Source organism: Limnohabitans sp. (genome assembly GCF_031539105.1).
Taxonomy (GTDB): Bacteria; Pseudomonadota; Gammaproteobacteria; order Burkholderiales; family Burkholderiaceae_C; genus Limnohabitans.
The window spans coordinates 24,087-43,627 of record NZ_JAVKLM010000018.1 but is presented as its reverse complement, the minus strand read 5'-3'; the positions used below and the strand labels follow the sequence as shown (position 1 = coordinate 43,627).

The following is a 19,541-nucleotide window of genomic DNA, read 5'->3' as shown; positions in this document are numbered from 1 at the left end:
AAAAATCAATGGACAAGCCTATGATTTGCTGCATCCAAAACCAAGGAGACTTCAGCCATGAAACGTCGCACCCTGATTCAAGCCACTGCCAGCGCTGGCTTGCTGCCACTGTTGGCGCAAGCCCAAGACAAATACCCCAACCCGGCCAAAACCATTCTATGGATTTGCCCCTACGCTGCTGGCGGCAACGCCGACAGCCGATCACGCCAAGTGGCCAAGGCCATGGGCACGATTCTGGGTCAACCCATCATCATCGACAACAAGGCAGGTGCAGGTGGCAACATTGGCACGGAAGCCATCGCACGTGGCAAGCCCGATGGCTACACCCTTGGGATGGGCAACTTCGCTCCTTTGGCTGTGAACCAAGCTTTGTTTAAAAAGCTCAACTTCGACCCTTTGAATGACCTCACACCGATTTGCTTGATCGAGCGTGGCCCACTCATCTTGATGGTGCGCAACGATTCGCCTTACAAAACCGTCAAAGACCTTGTGGCTGCAGCCAAAGCATCCCCAGGCAAACTCAGCTACGGCTCAGGTGGCATCGGTGGCTCGCACCATTTGAGCGGCGCCTTGTTTGAGCACTCAGCCGGCATTGACATGATTCACGCCCCGTACAAAAGCGGTTCCGCTGCTGCCACCGATTTGATGGGCGGCCAAGTGCACATGATGTTTGAGCAGATGTACGCCGCCATGCCATCCATCCAAGGCGGTCGCATGCGCGCACTGGCCATCACCAGCAAGAAGCGCTCACCACTTTTGCCCAACATCCCCACCATGGCCGAGCAAGGTTTTCCTGAAGTCGAAGTGCTGAATTGGCAGGGTTTGATTGGCCCCAAAGGCATGTCGTCTGAGCTGATCAAGCAACTCAATACCCTGTGCAACCAGGCCCTGCAAACGGCTGAGGTGAAGGAAAAAATCCTGAGCCAAGGCAATGAAATCGGCGGAGGTACGCCAGAGCAGTTTGCGGCACTCATCAAGTCAGAGGCACCACGTTGGGCCAAAGTAGTCCGAGACGCAAAAATCGACCCTGAGTGATTTTTAGCCACGCATAAAAAACCCCGCAAGGCTCGCGCTTTGCGGGGTTTTTTTTGTCACTCAGCACCGAGGTGCTGGATGAAGACGCGGGCAGCTTACGCTGTCACGCCTTTGGCAGTCTCAACGTACTCTTCGATTTGGTTGAAGTTCAAGTACTTGTAGATGGCTGCGCCGTCGCTGTTCACCACACCCATGGCTTCGTGGTATTCAGCCACGGTTGGGAACTTGCCCATCTTCGAGGTGATGGCTGCCAACTCGGCAGAAGCCAAGTACACGTTGGTGTTCTTGCCCAAACGGTTGGGGAAGTTACGTGTAGACGTAGACACCACCGTGGCACCCTCGCGCACTTGCGCTTGGTTACCCATGCACAAGGAGCAGCCTGGCATTTCGGTACGCGCACCGGCAGTACCGAACGCAGCGTAGTGACCTTCTTTGATCAGCTCGCTCTCGTCCATCTTGGTGGGAGGAGCAACCCACAACTTGACAGGGATGTCGCGTTGGCCGCCGAGCAACTTGGCAGCTGCGCGGAAGTGACCAATGTTGGTCATGCAAGAACCGATGAAGGCTTCGTCGATGTGGGTGCCAGCAACTTCAGACAAGAACTTGGCGTCATCTGGGTCGTTCGGGCAGCACACGATGGGCTCTTTGATGTCGGCCAAATCGATTTCGATGACGTGTGCGTACTCGGCATCTTTGTCGGCTTCCAAGAGGTTGGGGGCTGCCAACCATTGCTCAACTTTTTCGATACGGCGAGCCAAGGTGCGTGCGTCGGCATAGCCGTCTGCAATCATGTTCTTCATCAGAACGATGTTCGACTTCAGGTATTCCTCGACGGGCTCTTTGTTGAGCTTGATCGAGCAACCGGCTGCAGAACGCTCGGCAGACGCGTCAGACAATTCAAATGCTTGTTCCACTTTGAGGTTTGGCAAGCCTTCGATTTCCAAGATGCGGCCAGAGAATTCGTTGATCTTGCCGGCTTTAGCCACAGTCAACAAACCTTGCTTGATCGCGTACAAAGGAATGGCGTGCACCAAGTCGCGCAAGGTCACGCCAGGCTGCATTTCGCCTTTGAAGCGAACCAAGATGGACTCAGGCATGTCCAAAGGCATCACGCCTGTGGCCGCACCGAACGCCACCAAACCAGAACCAGCTGGGAAGCTGATACCGATAGGGAAACGTGTGTGTGAGTCGCCACCAGTACCGACGGTGTCAGGCAACAACAAACGGTTCAACCAAGAGTGAATCACACCGTCGCCTGGACGCAATGCCACGCCGCCACGGTTGCTGATGAACGCTGGCAATTCACGGTGTGTCTTCACGTCAACCGACTTGGGGTAAGCCGCTGTGTGGCAGAACGATTGCATGACCATGTCAGCAGAGAAGCCCAAGCAAGCCAAGTCTTTCAACTCGTCGCGTGTCATGGGGCCTGTGGTGTCTTGTGAACCCACGGTGGTCATCTTGGGTTCGCAGTAAGTGCCGGGGCGAACGCCTTGGCCTTCTGGCAAACCGACTGCACGACCAACCATCTTTTGCGCCAGCGTGAAGCCAGCTTTGGTGGTGATCGGTGCTGTGGGCAAACGGAACACGGTCGATGCAGGCAGACCCAAGAACTCACGGGCCTTGGCGGTCAAGCTGCGACCGATGATCAAGTTGATACGGCCACCGGCACGCACTTCGTCAAACAGCACATCGCTCTTGAGTTGGAAGGTGGTGATGGTTTCGCCGTTCTTGACGATCTTGCCGTCGTAGGGCAACACGTCAACCACGTCACCCATTTCGAGTTTGGTCACGTCCACTTCGATCGGCAAAGCGCCAGAGTCTTCTTGGGTGTTAAAGAAGATGGGGGCAATCTTGCCGCCCAATGTCACGCCGCCGAAACGCTTGTTTGGCACGAACGGAATGTCTTCACCAAAGCCCCAGATGATGCTGTTGGTGGCTGACTTGCGTGAGGAACCTGTGCCGACCACGTCGCCGACGTAAGAGACCAAATTGCCTTTTTTCTTCAGCTCTTCAATCATTGCCATTGGGCCGCGCTTGCCGTCTTCTTCTGGCTTGAACGCTGCGCCTTCGCGGGTGTTTTTCAACATCGCCAAGTAGTGCAATGGAATGTCGGGTCGGCTCCAGGCGTCAGGCGCTGGCGACAAGTCGTCGGTGTTGGTTTCGCCTGGCACCTTGAACACGGTGATGGTGATTTTTTTCTCGACTTCAGGACGTGTGGTGAACCACTCGGCATCGGCCCAGCTTTGCATGACTTCTTTGGCTTTGGCGTTACCGGCCTTGGCTTTTTCAGCGACGTCGTTGAAGAAGTCGAACATCAACAAAGTTTTCTTCAAAGCTTCAGCGGACACAGCGGCCACTTCAGCGTCGTCGAGCAATTCGATCAGTGGGTGCACGTTGTAGCCGCCCACCATGGTGCCCAACAGCTCAGTGGCTTTGGACTTAGAGATCAAGCCGACTTTGATTTCGCCATGAGCCACAGCAGCCAAGAAAGAGGCTTTGACTTTGGCCGCATCGTCCACGCCGGGTGGCACGCGGTGGGTCAACAAGTCCATCAAGAACGCTTCTTCGCCAGCGGCGGGGGCTTTGATCAACTCGATCAATTCAGCCGTTTGCTTGGCGTCCAATGGCAAAGGTGGGATACCCAGCGCTGCGCGCTCGGCTACGTGGTCACGGTAGGCTTTCAACATGGTTTTCTCCGGTCTATCAAATCAAAAATTAAAAGGGTTATTTCTTGGCAAGGGTAGGCGCGTCAAGCAAGCTTGGCGGTGGGTCTAGTTTCATGCGATGGGCCACCGTGGTTTGGTGGTCGCTTTGGCACTCATCGGCCATGCGTTGGCCCAACTTGCTATTCATCAGCATCGACTTGTGCGGCAGCTGCAGCCACATGGCGCCCGCTTGTGCGTCCTCCAGACGCACGGCACCTGTGGTGGTCTCCACCGGCGTCATGATGTAGGTGATCTTTTTCATCTGCACCACAAAGCGTGCAGGCTGCTGTGGATCGGGTGAAACAGTGACCGAGTTGCCCAGCTCACACACCATACGACCGGTGTGCACTTCACCCGGCTCAGGTGCAGCAGCTTGCACTGGTTGCACAGTAACTGCTGCAGCCGCAGCCGCCACAGGCACAGCAGCCAAGGGTGTGGCTCTGACGTAATAGTATTTAGGCGCAGCTGGCTTGGGCTTGACTTGCGCTTGTTGTGCCAGTGCGGGCTTTGCCGCAGCGTGCTTAGCTGGTTGCTGTTTGACAGGCGCTTTTGGCTGCAATGGAGCCGCAGACTCAGCAGCAATAGCCAAATGGCTCATGCTAAACACAGCCAACGAAACAACAGCTATCCATAACTTGGGCATGCGCATCTCCTGTTAATCCTTGAAGAATAACTGGACTTCGGCTGGCAGGCTACAGCCCGTGCTGTGCGCGCGTTCCAGCACTTGCCAAAAGAAGCGGTAACTGGCGCGGTCATGCAACTGACCTTGGTGGCTGATGGGCGCCCACTGAGCGGCACGCGCCGCCAACACAATCTCACTGGCCACCTCAATGGCGGCGGCATCAGGGGCCATGGCCTCAAGGATGGGGCGAATTTGTGCGGGGTGAATGCTCCACATGCGGGTATAGCCAAACTCATGCGCGGCACGTTGGGCAGCAGCACGCAAGGCAGTTGTGTCGTTGAACTCGGTCACCACGCAGTGCGACGGCACTTTGCCATGGGCGTGGCAGGCGCTGGCAATCTCGAGCTTGGCACGCACCACCAGCGGGTGAGTGAACTGGCCTTGGCCAGACATACCGTGCGCAGGAATTGCGCCGCTATGAGCCGACACAAAATCCATCAAACCAAAACTGAGCGACTGCACGCGCGGATGCGCAGCGATGTCAAAAGCGCGGTGTACCGCAGCGGGGGACTCAATCAACACATGCAATGCCAAATCTTTGGCACCCGCTTGAATCAAGGCTTGTTCGGCCAGTTGCACATCGGCCACTGACTCGACCTTGGGCACCATGATGTGCGTCAAGCGGTTGGCAGCACGGCCTGCAATGGTGGCCATGTCTGCATGAAAACTGGGGTGATCCACGGGGTGCACACGCACGGCCACGCGGGCCTCGGGTGCGGCACTCAGCGCCAACTCGGTGACCAGCGCGGCATGCTCTGCCTCGCCGCCCACGGGGGCACCGTCTTCACAATCTAGGGTCACATCAAAGACGCAGGTTCCAAACTCTTGCGTCATGTCAGCTTGCAGCTGCAAGCTTTTGCGCATCCGCGCTTCGACACCGCTGTAATGGTCACAAACGGGTAGCTGAACGCTACCTGCTTGCGAACCCAACAGAACGTCGCGCGGATGGCTCACTCTATTTCTCTGTTGAGAATTAGATCAAGTGGGCAACGCCAGCTTGCTCGTCGGTCAACTCTTTCAGAGTCTTGTCGATGCAAGATTGGCTGAAAGCGTCGATTTCCAAACCTTCGACGACTGTGTATTGGCCGTTTTCGCAGGTCACGGGGAAACCGAACATGACGTCTTTAGGAATGCCGTACCAGCCTTGTGAAGGGATACCCATGGTCACCCACTTGCCGTTGGTGCCCAAAGCCCAATCGCGCATGTGGTCGATGGCAGCGTTGGCAGCAGAAGCAGCTGAAGACAAGCCACGTGCGTCAATGATGGCGGCGCCGCGCTTGCCGACGGTTGGCAAGAACACGTTGGCGTTCCACTCTTGGTCGTTGATCATGGTCTTGACAGACTCGCCCTTGATGGTGGCGAAGCGGTAGTCAGCGTACATGGTGGGTGAGTGGTTGCCCCACACCGTCAATTTCTCGATGTCAGCCACGGCTTTGCCAGTCTTGGCAGCGATTTGTGACGCAGCGCGGTTATGGTCCAAACGCAGCATGGCGGTGAAGTTGCCTGGCTTGAGGTCAGGCGCTGCCTTCATGGCGATGTAAGCGTTGGTGTTGGCTGGGTTGCCGACCACCAAAACCTTCACGTCGCGAGAAGCCACAGCGTTCAAAGCCTTGCCTTGCGCTGTGAAGATGGCGCCGTTGATGGCGAGCAATTCAGCACGCTCCATGCCTGGGCCGCGTGGACGTGAGCCGACCAACAAGGCGTAATCGACGTCTTTGAAGGCTGTCATGGGGTCGCCATGGGCTTCCATTCCGACCAACAAGGGGAATGCGCAATCTTCGAGTTCCATCATCACGCCGCGCAGGGCTTTTTGTGGGCCTTCAACAGGCACTTCCAGCAATTGCAAGATGACGGGTTGGTCTTTGCCCAACATTTCGCCAGAGGCGATACGGAACAACAGTGCGTAACCAATTTGACCAGCTGCACCGGTGACGGCAACGCGAACAGGCTTCTTGCTCATGGGGAAAACTCCAAGTAGTGATTAAAAAAGAATGGTGACAGAGTTTACCCGCGAATTCGTGCAAACGGTCTGTCTTATGTCTTATAGAAGATATGATATGCGCTTGACAAAGAACTGACGCACACGCGCCTACCCAATAAAAAATGGCCACCCACTCCGCACCCACTTTTGCGACCATCGCGAACCCGCCATATGCGGGCAGCGATGCTTTGGGCGCGTCCGGCCTCACTCCCGCTTTCAGTCCGCTGTACCAGCAAATCAAAGGTCTGATTTTGCAAAGCCTGCAATCGGGTGAATGGAAACCAGGCGAAGCCATACCCAGTGAGATGGATTTGGCCGGGCGCTTTCGCGTCAGCCAAGGCACGGTGCGCAAAGCCATTGACGAATTGGCCGCAGAAAACCTCGTGGTGCGCCGCCAAGGCAAAGGCACTTTTGTGGCGACGCACGCCGAACAGCATGTGCAATACCGCTTCTTGAAGCTGCAGCCCGACAACGGCGACGCCCAAAGCGAAGGCCCTGCCGAGCGCACCATCATCGACTGCAAGCGCCTGCGCGCCAGTGCCGACATTGCACGCGCTCTGAGCCTGCGCAGCGGAGATCCTGTGCTGCAAGTGCGCCGCGTGCTGGCCTATGCGGGCGTGCCCACCATTTTGGAAGAGCTGTGGCTGCCCGGCGCCCCGTTCAAGGGCCTGACCGCCGAACGCTTAAGTAATTACAACGGCCCGATGTACGCGCTGTTTGAAACTGAATTTGGCGTGCGCATGGTGCGTGCAGAAGAAAGTATTCGCGCCATCAACCCAGACGCCGAACAAGCCAGCTTGCTCAAGGTTCAAGCAACCACGCCGCTGCTCAGCGTCGAGCGCGTGGCCTACACCTACAACGACACACCCATGGAATTGCGCCGCGGACTCTACAGAACCGATACGCATCACTACCGTAATGCTTTGAGCTGACATGAAACCCTCACGTCAGTTTGATGAAGTGAAATAGAATTTAAAGTTGCTTTGATATACAGATAAACCCGAAGAAAGAGCCCACATGACCCAGCTTGCCAAAAAGCGGCCTGAGTTCCGCAACATCAACGCCCTGACCGATCTGCCCACTTACCGCCTCCCCGCGGCTGGCATCGTGTCGATCTTGCACCGCATCAGCGGCTTGATCATGTTTTTGTTGTTGCCACTCATCGTTTGGATGTTTGACACTTCTGTGTCTTCTGAAATTTCCTTCGCCAAATTCAGCGCCGCGTTCAACGTCGGCTTAGGCTTTGTGCCTGCTGTGCTGGTGAAAGTTGTGGTGTTGGGTCTGATCTGGGCTTACTTGCACCACCTGATCGCTGGCGTTCGTCACGTCTACATGGACGTGAACCATGCTGTGACCAAAGAATTTGGCAAATCTTCCGCCATCGTCACTTTGGTGCTGAGCTTGGGTTTGACCGCCGCATTGGGCGCCAAATTGTTTGGCCTTTACTGATTTCCTAGGAGCAACAACATGTCCGTGAATTACGGTTCCAAGCGCGTCGTCGTGGGTGCGCACTACGGTCTGCGTGACTGGCTTGCCCAGCGCGTCACCGGTGTTTTGATGGTTTTGTTCACCTTGGCTGTTTTGGGCCAAGTGCTCTTGACCAGCGGCGACATCAGCTATGACAAATGGGCTGGCATCTTCAGTGGCCAGTTCATGAAGGCTTTGACCTTCTCTGTTTTCATCGCATTAGCTCTGCACGTGTGGGTAGGCATGCGCGACATTTGGATGGACTACGTCAAGCCTGTGGGCGTGCGTTTGTCTTTGCAAGTTTTCACTTTGGTTTGGCTGGTGTCGTGTCTCGGCTGGGCCATTCAGGTTCTCTGGAGGCTCTAAGTCATGACCGTTAAAAGCTCTATCCCACGTCGCAAATTTGATGTGGTCATCGTCGGTGCCGGTGGCTCTGGCATGCGCGCTTCGTTGCAGCTTGCCCGCGCAGGTTTGAACGTTGCTGTTCTGTCTAAAGTGTTTCCCACACGTTCGCACACCGTGGCAGCTCAAGGCGGCATCGGCGCCTCTTTGGGCAACATGAACGAAGACAACTGGCACTACCACTTCTATGACACCGTCAAAGGCTCCGACTGGCTCGGCGACCAAGACGCGATTGAATACATGTGCCGTGAAGCTCCTAAAGTCGTGTACGACTTGGAGCACATGGGCATGCCTTTCGACCGCAACCCAGACGGCACCATTTACCAACGCCCCTTCGGCGGCCACACCGCCAACTACGGCGAAAAGGCCGTGGAGCGCGCTTGTGCTGCCGCTGACCGTACCGGTCACGCCATGTTGCACACGCTTTACCAACAAAACGTCAAAGCCAAAACCAGCTTCTTCGTGGAGTGGATGGCTCTTGATCTGATCCGCGACGACGCGGGTGACGTGGTCGGTTTGACCGCCCTTGAAATGGAAACTGGCGAGCTTTACATCATGGAAGCCAAAACCGTGATGTTGGCCACCGGTGGTGCAGGCCGCATCTTTGCAGCGTCTACCAACGCGTTTATTAACACCGGCGACGGCCTCGGCATGGCCGCACGCGCCGGCATTCCGCTCGAAGACATGGAATTCTGGCAATTCCACCCCACCGGCGTGGCCGGTGCAGGCGTGTTGTTGACCGAAGGCTGCCGTGGCGAAGGTGCGATTTTGCGCAACTGCAACGGCGAGCGCTTCATGGAGCGTTATGCCCCCGCTTACAAAGACTTGGCCCCACGCGACTACGTGTCACGCTGCATGGACCAAGAGATCAAAGAAGGTCGCGGCTGCGGTCCTAACAAGGACTACATCAACCTCGACATGACCCACTTGGGCGCTGACACCATCATGAAGCGTTTGCCTTCGGTGTTCGAAATTGGCCACAACTTTGCCAACGTCGACATCACCAAAGAGCCCATCCCCGTGATCCCTACCATCCATTACCAAATGGGCGGTATCCCGACCAACATCAATGGTCAAGTGGTCACGCAAAATGCCAACAACGAAAGCGTTGTGGTCAACGGCTTGTACGCTGTGGGCGAATGCTCTTGCGTGTCGGTGCACGGCGCCAACCGCTTGGGTACCAACTCTTTGCTCGACTTGTTGGTGTTCGGCCGCGCGGCTGGCAACCACATTGTTGAGTTCAACCAAAAGAACAAAGAGCACAAGGCGTTGCCTGCCAATGCGGCAGATATCAGCTTGGCACGTTTGGCACGTTTGGAAGCCAACCAAACTGGCGAATACGCACAAGATGTGGCCAATGACATCCGCGACGCCATGCAGTCACACGCCAGCGTGTTCCGCACACAGGCCTTGATGGACGAAGGCGTCAAGCAAATCGCCGCTCTGCGCGAGCGCGTGAACAACATTGGTTTGAAAGACAACTCCAAAGTCTTCAACACGGCACGCATCGAAGCCTTGGAAGTGGAAAACTTGATCGAAGCGGCTGAGGCCACGATGGTGTCTGCCGCTGCACGACGCGAGAGCCGCGGCGCTCACACCGTGAATGACTATGGCGACACGCCTGCGCATCCCAACGGCCGTAATGACCAAGACTGGCACAAGCACACCCTGTGGCACAAAGAAGGCAACAAGCTGACTTACAAGCCCGTGCAAATGAAGCCTTTGACTGTCGACAGCATCCCGCTGCAGACCCGTACTTTCTGATCAGGTAAACACCATGACAAAACGCACGTTCCAAATTTATCGCTACGACCCAGACACCGACGCCAAACCTTACATGCAGACCATCGAGGTCGAATTGGATGGCAACGAGCGCATGCTCTTGGATGCTTTGATGAAACTCAAAGCCGTCGATCCAACCATTTCGTTCCGTCGCTCATGCCGTGAAGGCGTGTGCGGTTCAGACGCGATGAACATCAATGGCAAAAACGGCTTGGCCTGCTTGACCAACATGCGCACCCTCCCCGGCGTGATCGTGTTGAAGCCTCTGCCAGGTCTGCCTGTCATCCGCGACTTGATCGTGGACATGACTCAGTTCTTCAAGCAATACCACTCCATCAAGCCTTACTTGGTCAACGACACACAAGTGCCCGAAAAAGAGCGCCTGCAGTCGCCCGAAGAGCGCGATGAGTTGAACGGCTTGTACGAGTGCATCTTGTGCGCCAGCTGCTCCACCAGCTGCCCCTCGTTCTGGTGGAACCCCGACAAGTTTGTGGGCCCTGCCGGTTTGTTGCAAGCCTACCGCTTCATTGCCGATAGCCGCGACGAAGACACCGCTGGTCGTTTGGACAACTTGGAAGACCCCTACCGTCTGTTCCGTTGCCACACCATCATGAACTGCGTCGATGTGTGCCCCAAAGGTTTGAATCCAACTAAGGCCATTGGCAAGATCAAAGAATTGATGGTTCGTCGCGCGATCTAACGATGGACGCGGACGCCACCTTTCGCGACACCTCAGTCGGTGACCCGACGCTGAACGGCTTAGATGGCAAGCAATCGCTTGGCGAAAGAGCCCTCAGCAAACTGCACTGGCGTAGCCGGCGCGGCTTGCTCGAAAACGATTTGTTCATCCAAAAGTTTTTCGAGCGGCATGAATCTCGCCTCACCGTGGGTCATGCCAGAGGCATGTATGAGTTGATGGACTTGTCTGACAACGATTTGCTCGACCTCTTTTTGCAACGCAAAGAATTGCCAGAGAAGCCCCTGACAGAAGAAGCACTTGAAGTGCTGAGTATGTTGAGACACTGAACCGAACACCGCTTTTAAAAAGACATTTAGGAATCACCATGAAACTTGCAGACAACAAAGCCACTCTGTCGTTCAGCAACGGCAGCCCCAGCATCGACATGCCCGTCTACAGCGGCAGCGTAGGTCCAGACGTCATCGACATCCGTAAGTTGTACGGCCAAACGGGCATGTTCACCTATGACCCAGGTTTCTTGTCAACCGCATCTTGCCAATCGGCCATCACGTACATCGACGGCGACAAAGGTGAATTGCTGTATCGCGGCTACCCCATCGAACAACTCGCCACACATTGCGACTACCTCGAAACTTGCTACTTGTTGTTGAAGGGCGAACTGCCTAATGCCGCACAAAAAGCTGAGTTTGAGCACACCGTGACCAACCACACCATGGTCAACGAGCAAATGCAATTCTTCTTGCGTGGCTTCCGCCGTGATGCCCACCCAATGGCTGTGCTGACTGGCTTGGTGGGCGCTTTGTCTGCGTTCTATCACGACAGCACCGACATCAACAACCCAGAGCACCGCGAAATCGCTGCCATCCGCTTGATCGCCAAGATGCCAACCCTCGTGGCTATGGCTTACAAGTACGGCGTGGGCCAGCCTTACATGTACCCACAGAACAACCTGAGCTACGCAGGCAACTTCTTGCGCATGATGTTTGGCACACCTTGCGAAGAGTATGTGGTCAACCCCGTGCTCGAGCGCGCGATGGACCGCATCTTCACTTTGCACGCAGACCACGAGCAAAACGCTTCTACATCGACTGTGCGTTTGTGCGGTTCGTCAGGCACCAACCCGTTTGCAGCCATCGCTGCCGGTGTCGCTTGCTTGTGGGGCCCAGCACATGGCGGCGCCAACGAAGCTTGCTTGAACATGTTGGAAGACATCCAAAAAATGGGTGGCATTTCTAAAGTCGGCGAGTTCATGGAACTGGTCAAAGACAAGAACTCTGGCGTCAAGCTCATGGGCTTTGGTCACCGCGTTTACAAAAACTACGACCCACGCGCCAAGATGATGCAAGAGACGTGCGACGAAGTGTTGAAAGAACTCGGCCTCGAGAACGACCCCTTGTTCAAGCTGGCCAAGGCTTTGGAAAAGATCGCTTTGGAAGACGAATACTTCGTCAGCCGCAAGCTCTACCCCAACGTCGACTTCTACTCTGGCATCGTGCAACGCGCCATCGGCATTCCCGTGAACTTGTTCACCGGTATCTTCGCCTTGGCACGCACGGTGGGCTGGATTGCTCAGTTGAACGAAATGATCAGCGACCCCGAGTACAAAATCGGCCGTCCACGTCAGTTGTTCACTGGCGAAGCACACCGCAACGTTGAAGCATTGGCCACGCGCAAGTAATTGCACGCAGCCTGGTCGCGACTCGTGCGCGACAGCAACAAGCCCTGCTCTGCAGGGCTTTTGTGTTTTTGAGGCGTTCACACATCAGCGCAGTGGTAGGCTCACGCGCTATGAGTTCTGTTCCGTTTTTAAATACGCCCGAGGCCCTGCGCCAACTGGCCGACCAACCCCACACACCCTGCCAATGCAGCCTGCAGCACTGTGCAGGCTGGGAGAGTGTCAGCGACGCCGTGTGGCCCGCGCAGCACATGACCCACGTGGCCACCTTACGCGACCCCGATGTGTATGAGCCCACATTTGAAGAACAGCACCCCAACGGCACGCGCTACGAATCAGCCGATGCGCCTGTGGTCTTGAAGTTTTTCCCCTACAACCGATGCGATGTGCATGCCTGTGGCCAATGCCAGCAACACGCACTGCGCTACACCGAGTTTGGTGGCTACTACGTGGACCCGCGCGCACGTCGCTTGAACGCCAAGTTGATTACCGACTAATTACGGTGCTTCGCCAGCGAGTGTTCGCAGTCTTCCCACGGCAACACTTGGCAACCGCAATGCGGCACCTCTGCGGCGGGTTTAGAAGCCACGGGTGGCTTGGTCTTAGCCACCGCAGCCTTGTGGCTAGCTTTGTGGTTTGAACCCGTTGCAGCGCCCATATCTTGGGCTGCATCCAAGTTAGGAATCCAGCGCATGAAGGGCGTCAGGTCATCCACGTCCACGATGTACCAGCACTTTTTGGCTGCATCCCAACGCGCGCCTAGCGCCTTGGCCGCATCCTTCTCGGCAAATGGGGTAACAAGGTTGATTCGCATCACACTCGCTGGCGTTTAACCCAGGGCCATCTCGCCGCCTAAAGCTTCAAACAAATCGGGCAACAACTTGCTCAGCTCACCCGTGGCAATGGCCACGTCGGCATCAAAGCCTTCGTCTTTTTCTGTGGAAGTGGCTTCAAACACCACATCCAGGAACGTGATTTTTTTAAGTTGCAGCGCTTCGGTCAACGAAAACGACACACGCCCTTCCCACGTCAGCGCCAAACGCGTGGGCAGCTTGCCGCCTTCCACATGGTGCTTCACCTCATCGGTGTCCAGCGGGTGGCGCACGTAGCGCACCACCGACTTAGACTCATCAGCCGCCTTCAGCTCGCACTCGCGGTCCACGCTGAATGCAGCGGGCGACTCTTGGGTCATCAGCCAAGAAGCCATGACTGACTGGGGCGACATTTGTGTGTTGATCAAAGTCAGGCCCAGGCCTGCGAAAGACTTGACCAACATCGTCACCACCTCGTCCGCTTTGGCTTGGCTGCCTGCGTCCAACACCATCAAATTAGTGGCGGGATCAATCCACACCAGCACAGATGATTCTTTGCTGAAGGCCATGGGCATCAAAGACATCTTCACGTCTTCTTTGATTTCCTTCATTTCTTTCTTGCCGGGCTTGCGGCCTTCGGTGGCTTCAATCACCGCGCTGCGCTCTTTGGCTTTGCGCGTGACGATGGAGCCAGGCACACCCTTGGTCTCGATCTTGAGCTTCAACAAGCGTTGGCCACTCACGGCTTCGACCAGCGGACCATGCGCCTCGCCGCGGGGTTCGACCCAGCCAATCGCTTTTTCTTGACTCGCGCCACAAGGCACAAAACGCTCGGCGTCTAACGCCTGTTCCATTTGCTCAAGGCTAGGGCTCCAGCCCTCACCAATTCGATACACCATCACATTTTTAAACACGGGTTACCTTTGCTTTTCGGCACTCGCCGAAATAAAAAAGCCAACCGCAAGAGTTGGCTTTGGAAGTTGCGTTGATTTTAACGCGGTAGCCTGACGCTCAATCACGACGAGAATCAACAAGAGAGGAGAACACGGATGAACACCCCTTACCTTCGCGCACTGCTTTGGCTTGTCTGCCTGCTAACGCCACTCTCAGCATTCGCCCAACAAGGCGACTGTGGCTTTATCCAAAACCCTGACCGCCAAGCCTATTGCCGTGCCATCAGTGGCGGTGGATCTAGCCACTGTGGGTTTATTCGCGACAGTGACCTGCAAGCGCGTTGCCGAGCCGAAACGGGCGGTGGCAGCAGCCAGTGCGGATTCATTCGTGACCACGACATGCAAGCCGCTTGCCGGGCCAACGCAGACCGCGCCAACACGTCATCATCTAGCAGCTCGGGCCAATGCGGGTTCATTCAAAAACCAGACCAGCAAGCCCATTGCCGCGCCACCACAGGCGGGGGCAGCGGCCAATGTGGCTTTATACGAGACAGCGACCTACAAGCTATATGCCGCGCTGAAACAGGCGGCGGCAGTGGGCAATGCGGCTTTATTCGTGACCGCGACATGCAAGCAGCCTGTAGAGCCAAGACACGCTAAGCCTGCGTATCCACCAAATCCATGCTGCAGGACTTGAGCACTAAAAATAAAAAAGTCCCAAGTAACTAAATTTACTTGGGACTTTTGGTATTTGGCGGAAGCGGTGAGATTCGAACTCACGGAGGGCTCACACCCTCGCCGGTTTTCAAGACCGGTGCATTCAACCGCTCTGCCACGCTTCCTTGTTGAATTTCAGGCGAGATTGTAATGGCTCTTTTCTCTGTTTTTCGAGTTCACGCCTCAGACAAAAACAAAGATTGCAGATCGCTCAAAAAATCAAAGCCGCGCTCGGTGGGCACCACACGCTGAAAGTCGCGCGTGATCAGACCTTTGGCTTCGGCCTCCGTCAGTGCGGCTTGGATGGCAGTCACAGGCAAGCCCGTGCGGTCGGTGAAATCGGCCAGCGAAAAGCCGTGGCGCAGGCGCAGGGCGTTGAGCATGAACTCAAACGGCAGTTCGGCGCGAGGCACTTCGGTATTTTGGGCCACGGCGCGGTCGGCGCGGCTGGTGTCTAGCGCGTGGTCCATAAAAAGGCGCGGGTCGCGGTTGCGCACTTGGCGCAGTACGCGGTGCGCAAAGCTGAGTTTGCTGTGTGCGCCAGCACCAATGCCCAGGTAGTCACCAAACTGCCAGTAGTTGGTGTTGTGCCAGCAGCTGTGGTTGTCTTTGGCGTAGGCCGACACTTCGTAGCGGTGCAGCCCCACGGCGGCGGTGCGCTCGGTGATGCGGTCCAGCATGGCGTAGGCGTCGTCGTCCTCCGGTATTTGCGGTGGAAACTTGGCAAACACAGTATTGGGCTCGATGGTGAGGTGGTACACCGACAAATGCGGGGGCTGCAAGGACAAAGCCATATCAAGGTCTTCATCCAACTGCGCCAGCGTTTGGCCGGGCAAGGCGTACATCAGGTCGAGGTTGAAAGTGTCAAAGGCTTCGCGTGCTTCTTCGACCGCTGCAATCGCTTGGGCGCGGTTGTGGACGCGGCCCAAGGCTTGCAAGTGTTGGTCATTGAAGCTTTGCACACCCACCGACAAGCGGGTGACGCCTGCGGCGCGGAAAGCGCGAAAGCGGTCTTTTTCAAACGTGCCGGGGTTGGCCTCTAGCGTGATTTCGCAATCGGCTTCTAAGCGCAAACGCGCACGCATGTCGCTGATGAGCTGCTCAATCGCAGCAGGCGAAAACAAGCTGGGTGTGCCACCCCCAATGAAGATGCTGTGCACGCTGCGGCCCCAAATGAGGGGCAAGCTGTGTTCAAGGTCGGCGCACAGGGCATCAAGGTAGCGTTGCTCGGGCAGCTCACCGCCTACGCTGCTGTTGAGCTCGTGCGAGTTGAAGTCGCAATACGGGCACTTCTTCAAGCACCACGGCAAATGCACGTACAGCGAGAGCGGAGGCAAGCTGCTGAGCGACAGCGTGCCGGGGCGCATGAGGTGTTGGATGTCTTGGGTCATCGACGCAGCTTCAAGCAAAGTTCAAGCAAACCAGCGTTCACGCATGAGCGCCAGCATTTGCTGTGCAGCTTGGCCACGGTGGCTGTTGGCGTTTTTCACCTCAATGGGCAGCTCGGCAAAGGTTTTGCCAAAGCGCGGGATGAACATGATGGGGTCAAAGCCAAAGCCATTCGCGCCCACAGGTGCACGAGTGATGTCACCCACAGCGCGACCCACCGCAATGAGGGGCTCGGGGTCGTCAGGGTGGCGCACGGCCACAAGGGTGCTGACCAGCGCAGCGCGGCGGTTGTCGATATTCGCCATTTGCTCCAGCAAGGCGCGCACGTTGTTGTCGTCGCTTTTCTCGTAGCCAAACTGGGTGGCATAAAAAGCGGTTTGCACGCCTGGCAAGCCACCAAAAGCATCGACGCACAGGCCCGCATCGTCGGCCACGGCGGGCAAGCCGCTTTCACGCGCGGCGTGGCGGGCTTTGACCAAGGCGTTTTCAACGAAGGTGTGAAAGGGCTCTTCGGCTTCGCCAATATGCAAATCGCCTTGGCGCACCAGCTCGACACCCAAGGGCGAAAACATGGCTTGCAACTCACCAAGCTTGCCTTGGTTGTTGGAGGCCAGAACGATTTTTTTCAACGCCAGCGTCATAGGTTTAAAGCAAAGCTGTGAATCAAGACTGCAAGGCTTCTTGCTGCATGGCGATGAGTTCGCGCACGCCTTTTTCGGCCAAGGCCAACAAAGCGTTCATTTGGTCGCGCGTGAACGGCAGGCCTTCGGCAGTGCCCTGCACTTCCACATAGTGGCCAGCGCTGGTCATGACAACATTCATGTCAGTGTCACAGCCTGAGTCTTCGGTGTATTCCAAATCGAGCAAAGGCAAATCGCCCAACATGCCCACCGAAATCGCGGCAATGCCTTGGGTGATGGGGCTCTCGGTCAGCTTGCCTGCGGCGATCAGCTTGTTCACCGCGTCTTGCGCGGCCACAAACGCGCCGGTGATGCTGGCGGTGCGTGTGCCGCCATCGGCTTGCAACACGTCGCAATCCAAATGGATGGTGCGCTCGCCGAGTTTCTTCAAGTCAAACACAGCGCGCATGGAGCGGCCGATAAGGCGCTGAATTTCTTGGGTGCGACCCGATTGCTTGCCGCGCGCGGCTTCGCGGTCGCTACGGGTGTGGGTGGCGCGAGGCAACATGCCGTATTCGGCGGTGACCCAACCTTCGCCCGAGCCTTTTTTGTGGCCAGGCACTTTTTCTTCCACCGACGCGGTGCACAGCACTTTGGTGTGGCCAAACTCAATCAGCACCGAGCCTTCGGCGTGCATGGTGAAGTTGCGGGTGATGCGCACAGGGCGCAGTTGGTCGGCGGCACGAGTGTGGCGAGAGGCGGGCAAGGTGGTGGTCATTCTTTTATAGTTTCTAGGGTTCGGTAAACCTCAATTGTCGACCAATCCGAATACCCCGCACCTGCATCAAAAAACTGCAACAGCAGGCCTGAGATAATTCAGCCTTTGATACGAAACACCACCCCATGCCCATCTACAGCATGACCGGTTATGCCAGTGCGCAAACCGAGCTACCTTCTGACACCGCCAACAGCCCAGCCCTGCGCTTGGGGCTAGAGATTCGCTCGGTCAACAGCCGCTTCCTTGATCTGACGTTCAAGATGACAGAAGAGCTGCGCCAGCACGAAGCGGCCATGCGCGAGCTGGTGACCAAACACCTCAAGCGCGGCAAAGTCGAGGTGCGCGCCAACATTGAAAGCACGGCCGACAGCAGCTTTTCAGAGCCCACCCCCGCCCTTTTAGAGCGACTGCTAGGCCTGCAAGAGCTTGTACACGCCCACTTGCCAAAGGCCAACGGCCTGTCGGTGGCCGATGTGCTGCGTTTGGCCACAGCCCAATCTGCCGCCCCTGCAGACATTGGCCCTGCAGTGCTCAAGCTAGCCCAAACTACCCTGACCCAGCTGAGTGACGCCCGCGAACGCGAAGGCGCACGTTTGGCCCAAACCCTGCGCGAGCGCCTGAGCCAACTGCGCGTGCTAGCCACTCAGGCCGCACCGCTAGTGCCTCAGCTGGTCGAACAACAACGTCTGAAATTTTTAGAGCGCTGGCGCGAGGCCATGGCCTTGACCGAAAGCACAGCCCTGCCCGAAGCTGCACAAGACCGCGCCTTAACCGAAGCCACATCCTTTGCCATTCGCATTGACGTGGCCGAAGAGCTGACCCGCTTGGTGTCGCACTTTGACGAGATGGACGACTTGCTGGCCAAAGGCGGCAAGTCCGAAGGTGTGGGCAAGCGTTTGGACTTCCTCATTCAAGAGCTGCATCGCGAGGCCAACACCTTGGGCTCGAAGTCGGCCACGATGGAAATGACCCGTATTTCGGTGGACATGAAAGTGCTCATCGAACAACTCCGCGAACAAGTACAGAACCTCGAATAATGGACAACTTCCCAGGCAACCTCTTTGTGGTCGCAGCCCCCAGCGGGGCTGGCAAATCGAGCCTCGTCAAAGCCTTGATGGAACTCGACGCCAAAGTGCGCCCTTCCGTATCACACACCACGCGCCAGCCGCGTGGCCAAGAAAAGCATGGCCGCGAATACTTCTTTGTGTCACCGCCCGAGTTTGACCAAATGGTTGAAGGCAACGCGTTTTTGGAATGGGCCAATGTGCATGGCCAACGCTACGGCACATCGCGCAAAGCCATTGAAGACCGCATTGCTCAAGGCGCAGACGTGATTTTGGAAATCGACTTCCAAGGTGCGATTCAGGTCAAAAAGCTGTTTGCCAATGCGGTGCTGATCTTCATCTTGCCGCCGAGCTGGGAAGAACTGAAGTCTCGCCTGCACAACCGTGGCGAGGACGCCCCCGAAATCATTGAACTTCGCCTACAAAACGCGGCAGACGAGATGGCACAGGCTAGAGAATTTGACTACGTTATAATCAACGAATTGTTTGAGACCGCCTTGTTCGACCTGAAAGCGATCGTCCATGCGCAGCGCCTCAAATACCTGGCACAGCGCCGGGCTCGGGCTGATATCTTTCAAGCCCTGAACATCACCTGAATTCTGGAGTACCCACATGGCCCGCATCACCGTTGAAGATTGCCTTGAGCAAATCCCTAACCGCTTTCAATTGGTGCTGTGCGCCACTTACCGCGCTCGCATGCTCAGCCAAGGTCACACTGCCAAGGTTGAAAGCAAAAACAAGCCAGGCGTGACGGCTTTGCGCGAAATCGCTGCTGGCCACATTGGCGTCGAGATGCTGAAAAAAGTACCAGGCTAAATCGGGGTTACCCCAATCTAAAA

The 19,541-nt window shown here is 56.4% G+C and carries 22 protein-coding genes and 1 tRNA gene; 13 read left to right on the top strand and 10 right to left on the bottom strand.

What is annotated here, in order from left to right; translation table 11 throughout:
* Nucleotides 1-57: 57 nt before the first annotated feature.
* Nucleotides 58-1,035 carry a tripartite tricarboxylate transporter substrate binding protein gene (locus RMR24_RS04775; protein WP_310613942.1) on the top strand — a complete coding sequence of 326 codons (978 nt, stop codon included), beginning with the start codon at nt 58-60 and terminating at the stop codon, nt 1,033-1,035.
* A gap of 95 nt (nt 1,036-1,130) precedes the next feature.
* Here RMR24_RS04775 and acnB read toward each other — a convergent pair whose 3' ends face one another.
* The 4 genes from acnB to RMR24_RS04755 are packed head-to-tail and all read right to left on the bottom strand — an operon-like array spanning nt 1,131 to nt 6,382.
* Nucleotides 1,131-3,722 carry a bifunctional aconitate hydratase 2/2-methylisocitrate dehydratase gene (gene acnB, locus RMR24_RS04770; RefSeq protein ID WP_310613941.1) on the bottom strand — a complete coding sequence of 864 codons (2,592 nt, stop codon included), beginning with the start codon at nt 3,720-3,722 and terminating at the stop codon, nt 1,131-1,133.
* 37 nt (nt 3,723-3,759) lie between these two features.
* Nucleotides 3,760-4,383, bottom strand: coding sequence for a hypothetical protein (locus RMR24_RS04765; RefSeq protein WP_310613940.1), 624 nt, complete (start codon nt 4,381-4,383; stop codon nt 3,760-3,762).
* 12 nt (nt 4,384-4,395) lie between these two features.
* On the bottom strand, nt 4,396-5,376 hold the full coding sequence (locus RMR24_RS04760; protein ID WP_310613939.1) for an aldolase/citrate lyase family protein: 981 nt from the start codon (nt 5,374-5,376) through the stop codon (nt 4,396-4,398).
* A gap of 19 nt (nt 5,377-5,395) precedes the next feature.
* Nucleotides 5,396-6,382 carry a malate dehydrogenase gene (locus RMR24_RS04755; protein ID WP_310613938.1) on the bottom strand — a complete coding sequence of 329 codons (987 nt, stop codon included), beginning with the start codon at nt 6,380-6,382 and terminating at the stop codon, nt 5,396-5,398.
* 143 nt (nt 6,383-6,525) lie between these two features.
* Here RMR24_RS04755 and RMR24_RS04750 point away from each other — a divergent pair, with 143 nt between their 5' ends.
* From RMR24_RS04750 to RMR24_RS04715, 8 genes are all read left to right on the top strand, one after another.
* Nucleotides 6,526-7,335, top strand: coding sequence for a GntR family transcriptional regulator (locus tag RMR24_RS04750; RefSeq protein WP_310613937.1), 810 nt, complete (start codon nt 6,526-6,528; stop codon nt 7,333-7,335).
* 85 nt (nt 7,336-7,420) lie between these two features.
* Nucleotides 7,421-7,852 (top strand): succinate dehydrogenase, cytochrome b556 subunit, encoded by a 432-nt coding sequence (sdhC, locus tag RMR24_RS04745; protein ID WP_310613936.1) that lies wholly within the window; start codon nt 7,421-7,423, stop codon nt 7,850-7,852.
* A gap of 18 nt (nt 7,853-7,870) precedes the next feature.
* Entirely contained in the window at nt 7,871-8,236 is a 366-nt protein-coding gene (gene sdhD / locus RMR24_RS04740) for a succinate dehydrogenase, hydrophobic membrane anchor protein (RefSeq protein ID WP_310613935.1), read from the top strand.
* 3 nt (nt 8,237-8,239) lie between these two features.
* On the top strand, nt 8,240-10,036 hold the full coding sequence (gene sdhA, locus RMR24_RS04735; protein ID WP_310613934.1) for a succinate dehydrogenase flavoprotein subunit: 1,797 nt from the start codon (nt 8,240-8,242) through the stop codon (nt 10,034-10,036).
* A gap of 13 nt (nt 10,037-10,049) precedes the next feature.
* The gene (locus RMR24_RS04730) at nt 10,050-10,754 is read left to right on the top strand and encodes a succinate dehydrogenase iron-sulfur subunit (RefSeq protein ID WP_108283013.1); all 705 of its coding nucleotides are present in this window, start codon (nt 10,050-10,052) and stop codon (nt 10,752-10,754) included.
* A 2-nt stretch (nt 10,755-10,756) separates the two neighbouring features.
* Nucleotides 10,757-11,080 (top strand): succinate dehydrogenase assembly factor 2, encoded by a 324-nt coding sequence (locus RMR24_RS04725; protein WP_310613933.1) that lies wholly within the window; start codon nt 10,757-10,759, stop codon nt 11,078-11,080.
* 38 nt (nt 11,081-11,118) lie between these two features.
* Complete coding sequence (locus RMR24_RS04720) at nt 11,119-12,432, top strand: citrate synthase (RefSeq protein WP_310613932.1); 1,314 nt, start codon at nt 11,119-11,121, stop codon at nt 12,430-12,432.
* Nucleotides 12,433-12,542: 110 nt separating this feature from the next.
* Entirely contained in the window at nt 12,543-12,926 is a 384-nt protein-coding gene (locus RMR24_RS04715; protein WP_310613931.1) for a hypothetical protein, read from the top strand.
* Here the strand turns inward: RMR24_RS04715 and RMR24_RS04710 are convergent.
* Nucleotides 12,923-13,243 (bottom strand): DUF5710 domain-containing protein, encoded by a 321-nt coding sequence (locus tag RMR24_RS04710; RefSeq protein ID WP_310613930.1) that lies wholly within the window; start codon nt 13,241-13,243, stop codon nt 12,923-12,925. The genes RMR24_RS04715 and RMR24_RS04710 overlap by 4 nt on opposite strands.
* Before the next feature lie 15 nt (nt 13,244-13,258).
* A complete protein-coding gene (locus RMR24_RS04705; RefSeq protein WP_310613929.1) occupies nt 13,259-14,155 on the bottom strand; it encodes a recombination-associated protein RdgC in 897 nt (298 codons plus the stop codon).
* 135 nt (nt 14,156-14,290) lie between these two features.
* Between RMR24_RS04705 and RMR24_RS04700 the strand changes: the two genes are divergently transcribed.
* Entirely contained in the window at nt 14,291-14,794 is a 504-nt protein-coding gene (locus RMR24_RS04700; RefSeq protein ID WP_310613928.1) for a hypothetical protein, read from the top strand.
* A gap of 92 nt (nt 14,795-14,886) precedes the next feature.
* On the opposite strand, the gene RMR24_RS04695 is transcribed toward RMR24_RS04700, so the two are convergent.
* The 4 genes from RMR24_RS04695 to rph all read right to left on the bottom strand — a co-directional run bounded on the left by RMR24_RS04695 (nt 14,887) and on the right by rph (nt 17,638).
* A tRNA-Ser gene (locus RMR24_RS04695) sits at nt 14,887-14,976 on the bottom strand.
* Nucleotides 14,977-15,027: 51 nt separating this feature from the next.
* Nucleotides 15,028-16,242: a radical SAM family heme chaperone HemW gene (gene hemW, locus RMR24_RS04690; RefSeq protein ID WP_310613927.1), complete on the bottom strand. Its 1,215-nt coding sequence runs from the start codon at nt 16,240-16,242 to the stop codon at nt 15,028-15,030.
* Nucleotides 16,243-16,263: 21 nt separating this feature from the next.
* Nucleotides 16,264-16,881: an RdgB/HAM1 family non-canonical purine NTP pyrophosphatase gene (gene rdgB / locus RMR24_RS04685; protein ID WP_310613926.1), complete on the bottom strand. Its 618-nt coding sequence runs from the start codon at nt 16,879-16,881 to the stop codon at nt 16,264-16,266.
* 22 nt (nt 16,882-16,903) lie between these two features.
* Entirely contained in the window at nt 16,904-17,638 is a 735-nt protein-coding gene (rph, locus tag RMR24_RS04680) for a ribonuclease PH (protein WP_310613925.1), read from the bottom strand.
* Between the two features lie 125 nt (nt 17,639-17,763).
* Between rph and RMR24_RS04675 the strand changes: the two genes are divergently transcribed.
* The 3 genes from RMR24_RS04675 to rpoZ are packed head-to-tail and all read left to right on the top strand — an operon-like array spanning nt 17,764 to nt 19,518.
* On the top strand, nt 17,764-18,675 hold the full coding sequence (locus RMR24_RS04675) for a YicC/YloC family endoribonuclease (RefSeq protein WP_310613924.1): 912 nt from the start codon (nt 17,764-17,766) through the stop codon (nt 18,673-18,675).
* Nucleotides 18,675-19,298 carry a guanylate kinase gene (gene gmk / locus RMR24_RS04670; protein WP_310613923.1) on the top strand — a complete coding sequence of 208 codons (624 nt, stop codon included), beginning with the start codon at nt 18,675-18,677 and terminating at the stop codon, nt 19,296-19,298. Before RMR24_RS04675 ends, gmk begins: the two co-directional genes overlap by 1 nt.
* Nucleotides 19,299-19,314: 16 nt before the next feature.
* Nucleotides 19,315-19,518, top strand: a complete 204-nt coding sequence (rpoZ, locus tag RMR24_RS04665) for a DNA-directed RNA polymerase subunit omega (RefSeq protein ID WP_310613922.1) — start codon at nt 19,315-19,317, stop codon at nt 19,516-19,518.
* Nucleotides 19,519-19,541: the final 23 nt, after the last annotated feature.